This is a genomic window from Dyella sp., from assembly GCF_035508675.1.
Taxonomy (GTDB): domain Bacteria; phylum Pseudomonadota; class Gammaproteobacteria; order Xanthomonadales; family Rhodanobacteraceae; genus Dyella_B.
In genome coordinates, this window is the sequence record NZ_DATJMN010000028.1 from 1 (window position 1) to 3934 (window position 3934).

Annotated in this window: 4 protein-coding genes; 2 read left to right on the forward strand and 2 right to left on the reverse strand. The window is 64.0% G+C overall.

What is annotated here, in order from left to right; all coding sequences use genetic code 11:
• On the forward strand, positions 1-140 hold a 140-nt coding region (locus VMA74_RS01560; protein WP_325364144.1), incomplete at its 5' end, for a prolyl oligopeptidase family serine peptidase.
• 68 nt (positions 141-208) lie between these two features.
• Here VMA74_RS01560 and VMA74_RS01565 read toward each other — a convergent pair.
• Positions 209-1291 (reverse strand): PA0069 family radical SAM protein, encoded by a 1083-nt coding sequence (locus VMA74_RS01565; RefSeq protein WP_325364138.1) that lies wholly within the window; start codon positions 1289-1291, stop codon positions 209-211.
• A gap of 41 nt (positions 1292-1332) precedes the next feature.
• Complete coding sequence (locus VMA74_RS01570; protein WP_325364140.1) at positions 1333-3516, reverse strand: hypothetical protein; 2184 nt, start codon at positions 3514-3516, stop codon at positions 1333-1335.
• A gap of 138 nt (positions 3517-3654) precedes the next feature.
• Between VMA74_RS01570 and VMA74_RS01575 the strand changes: the two genes are divergently transcribed.
• Complete coding sequence (locus VMA74_RS01575; RefSeq protein ID WP_325364142.1) at positions 3655-3891, forward strand: hypothetical protein; 237 nt, start codon at positions 3655-3657, stop codon at positions 3889-3891.
• Positions 3892-3934: the final 43 nt, after the last annotated feature.

Consider the following 3934-nt stretch of genomic DNA (forward strand, 5'->3'; position numbering starts at 1 on the left):
ATGCGCTGCGCACGCTCGGTGTGCCGACCTCGCTGGTGGTGTACGCCAACGAAGGCCACCATTTCTACAATCCGGCGAACCAGCGCGACGTGTTGCAGCGGGCATTGAACTGGTTTGAGAAGTATTTGCCGCCGCAGTGAATCACTGGATCTTTTTCGCCGACATTCCCGCACGCGCGGGAATGTCGAACATCTAGTTCATCGCCGCGTCAAAACAATTCGCCTTGTGGCGAAGCCTCACGCGGCGGCACGAAACGCGACGTATCTAGTTGTAACTCGCGTGCTCGTCCAAAGCCGTGGCGGCGGCAAGCTATCTCGAAGCGCCGTTGCAGCAATTGCGCAAACACGCCCTGCCCGCGCATGCGCGTGGCGAAGTTGCTGTCGTACGTCCTGCCGCCGTTGAGTTGCTGCACCAGGCTCATGACGTGTTCGGCACGTTGCGGTACATGCAGTTCCAGCCATTCGCGGAACAGCGTTTTCAATTCATAAGGCAGGCGCAGAACCGTGTAGCCCGCACAGCTTGCGCCAGCCTCGGCGGCTTGTTCGAGCACCGCTTCCATGTCGCGATCGTTCAAGGCGGGAATGATCGGCGCCACCAATACGCCCACCGGCACGCCCGCCTCGGCAAGCGTGCGCACGGCTTTGAGGCGGCGGTGGGGTGCGCTGGCGCGCGGTTCCAATTTCGCCGCCAGCTGGTTGTCCAACGCGTTGACCGAGACGAACACTTGCACCAGGCGCTCGCGCGCCATCGGTTGCAGGATCTCCAGGTCGCGTTCGACCAGCGCGTTCTTGGTGACGATGGTGCACGGATGGTGACACTCGGCCAGCACCTCCAGTGCGGCGCGCGTGATGCGCCACTTTCTTTCGATGGGCTGGTACGGATCGGTATTGCTGCCGATATTGATCGGGCTGGGCCGATAACCGGGCTTGGCCAGTTCGGCGCGCAGCACCTCGGCGAGATTGCTCTTGGCCCTCAGCTTGGTTTCGAAATCCAAACCTGGCGACAGGTTCAAATAACTATGGCTGGGGCGTGCATAGCAATAAATGCAGCCGTGCTCGCAGCCACGAAACGGATTGAGCGCCTGTGTAAAGGCCAGGTCCGGCGAATCATTGCGGGTAATGACGCTGCGCGCATATTCCTCGCTCACTTCGGTGCGCGGACGCGGCAGCGCTTCGTCCAGCGTGGCGTGTTGCCAGCCGTCGTCTTCGGCGTGGCGGCGGATATGCTCGAAACGCCCTTGTGGATTGGACGCGGCACCGCGGCCTTTGAATGCATGGGGAAGATCTGCCATCGAGCCATGATGCGCCGCGTCCATCTCAAGCGGCGCGACACTCAGGGTTGGCGCGCCCCCTTCAATTCGCTGGCGAGCCACGCGCCCATGCTGGCCATGGGGTAGTTCAATTCGAGCTGGCGATGCATTTCGTCGAACACCGGCGGCGACATCGTCCAGCCGAGCGGCAGTGGATAGTTGCCGGGGCACAGACGCATGTGCCACAGCACGTCGCCACGCCCTGGCTCGGCGGCATCGAGCTGCAACGAGGCGAGCAGTTGCGCACGTGCAAACTCGCCACGCGCATCGCGCGTGTCCAGGAGGGCTACCATCGGCGCGGTTGCTTCACCGTAGCCATGCTGCTCGGTCGGGCTGGGTGTGCGCGGGCACGCGACCGAGTAAAGCGGGAGCGGCCGATGTGGATCGTGCGCGTCGACAAAGTCGTGCAGACTGGGGTCGTTGCTGATATGCAGCACAATGAAGTGCAGGGCTTGCCCTTGGGCGGCCGCCATCGCGCGCAAGCGTTGCATGATCTCCAGCAAGGTGGTCGTGCCCGAATTCTCGAAGTAGCCGCCGTCCACCAATTGGAACAGCGCCGGCGACAAGGACGTATGACTGGCAGTCTGCAAGGTGCCCGCCGGGCTCAAATAGGTGAAGCGCGCACTATTGAGTACGACTTCGCTGAGGGGTACGCGCGGGTCCAGCCAGTGCGCGCCGTCGTAGGCGATGCTCCATGGTGCCGACGCAAACGGCCGGAACGGGTGCTCCACGAAACGCCAGCCCTGCGCGACCGTGGTGCTGTTAAAAAACAAGGCCGGCACATTCGTGCTCAATTCGCCGCGGCTGTCCTGATACAAGGCGGCAAAGGGCTGCGCCAGTGCGTCGACGCCTTGTTCTTCTGCCGCCTGTTCCCAGGCACGGGCGAGCGCATGGCCGCGATCATCGAACAATGCGCCCGGCAGCCAGCGCTGGGTGAAATCGATGAACCAGGCGTTCGCCATCACCGGGGCGAGAAAGTCGTGATCCAGAACGTTTTCGGCGCGTGTTTGCGCCGCCTCTCCGGTCTGCGGAGCAACTTGCAGGGCGCTGACATAGGTCGCCAGGCCGAGGCTGCCGCCGGACACGCCGCTCGCCGCGAACAAATAGCGTTCGAACATCGGCTCGGTGCCGTTCGGCGGGAGTGCCTGGTCGACCAGCGCGGTGAATCGGCTCAGCACCATTGCGGTCCATGCAGCGCTGCGCAAACCGCCGCCTTCGGTGGACACCACGATCACCGGACAACTGTGCTGCGGTATGCAACGGCTGTGCAGCCACGCCTTCGCATATGCGTCGAAATCCGCCCGTTGCTCCGGCGGCGGCGGCGCTGGGCGTTGGTGCGTCGTCATCGCCGGGTATTGGCGGACACGATGATTGTCGTTCAGATGCAGCGCATGCAGGCTCACCGCCATCAATACCAGCAGGCTTAGCAGGGGCACGCCGCGCCGGTCCGCCAGCATGCACAGGAAGCCGCCGCTCATGCAAAAGAAACTGGCAGCGATGAGCAACACTGCCAGGGCCCCCATGCCGTCGAACTGGCGTGGCTGGAACGCGACCAGCACGGTGATCAACACGTTGAGGATTAGTGCGGACAGAAACACGCTCAAGGGCGTAGTGCCCAGCGCGGCGATAGCGTTCACGCGCGGCTCGAACGCCTTGTCGCGGCGCGCGGCGGCGGCGCGCAGCACCCATTGCCGACCGGCGAAAAACACGATCATCGCTGCCGCCACGACCAACAGGCCGGCGGTGCGGCTGTCGCGCCGCAGGCACTGCGCGTGGGTGACGCACACCGCGTGGGGAATACTGCGCAAAGCCATCAAGTAACCGAACACCACCAGCAGCGGCACCAGAATACCCAGCCCGCGCGGGATCCACCGCCTGAGCGCGGCGGCGCGCGGATCCTGCAGGGCCGGCCAGCGCGGATAGGTCAGCCGATAGGCCTGGTGCGCCGTGTACCAGACGGCGAGACCGGCGAGCGCGCTGCCGGCCAGCAGAAACAGATAGCGCGTATTGCTGGGATCGACCCACATGGCGATCAGGAACAGCTCGGCGGCTTGATCGACGTTGGTGATCACGATGCCGGCTAACAGCAAGACCAGCAGGGAAACCCGGATCGGCTTGCAATGATCCAGCCCGATCGACAGCCAGTCGACCCAGTAAGGCCGCACTGGCGCTGGCGCCGCGGAGGTGGGCGGATTTTGCTCGGCCATGGTGTCCCTTGTCGTCCCTGCCTGATCGGCGGGCATATTACGGGTACGCAGCGTTTCGGGCCGTGTAGGCAGCCGCAGTTCCGGCCGGAACACAGCAGTATGATCGCCGGGTCCGGGAATTTGCAGCTGAGAGTCGTTATGCGCTGGTTATGGCTGATCGCGACCTTACTGTCGTGGGTGCTGTGCTTTACGCGCCATGGCGCCGGCGCGATGGCATGGTGGCTGTTCGCCGCCATCGTGGGCTCCATCGCCACTGCGCTGGCGTTCGTGCAGGCGCGCATCGAGGCCCATGCGAAACCGGAGATCATGTTCGACCTGCCCAAGCGCCAGCCGGTGCAGGACAAGCCCGCGCAACGGGAGCCCGAATCGCCGTGATGCTGCACCGCAGCTGGTGGGTTTAGCCATCCATTTGTGGGTT

What these genes read in the sequence shown, in the direction of transcription:
- VMA74_RS01575 (WP_325364142.1), top strand. Translation starts at nt 3,655, where the DNA reads ATGCGCTGGTTATGGCTGATCGCGACCTTACTGTCGTGGGTGCTGTGC.
- VMA74_RS01565 (WP_325364138.1), bottom strand. Translation starts at nt 1,291, where the DNA reads ATGGCAGATCTTCCCCATGCATTCAAAGGCCGCGGTGCCGCGTCCAAT.
- VMA74_RS01570 (WP_325364140.1), bottom strand. Translation starts at nt 3,516, where the DNA reads ATGGCCGAGCAAAATCCGCCCACCTCCGCGGCGCCAGCGCCAGTGCGG.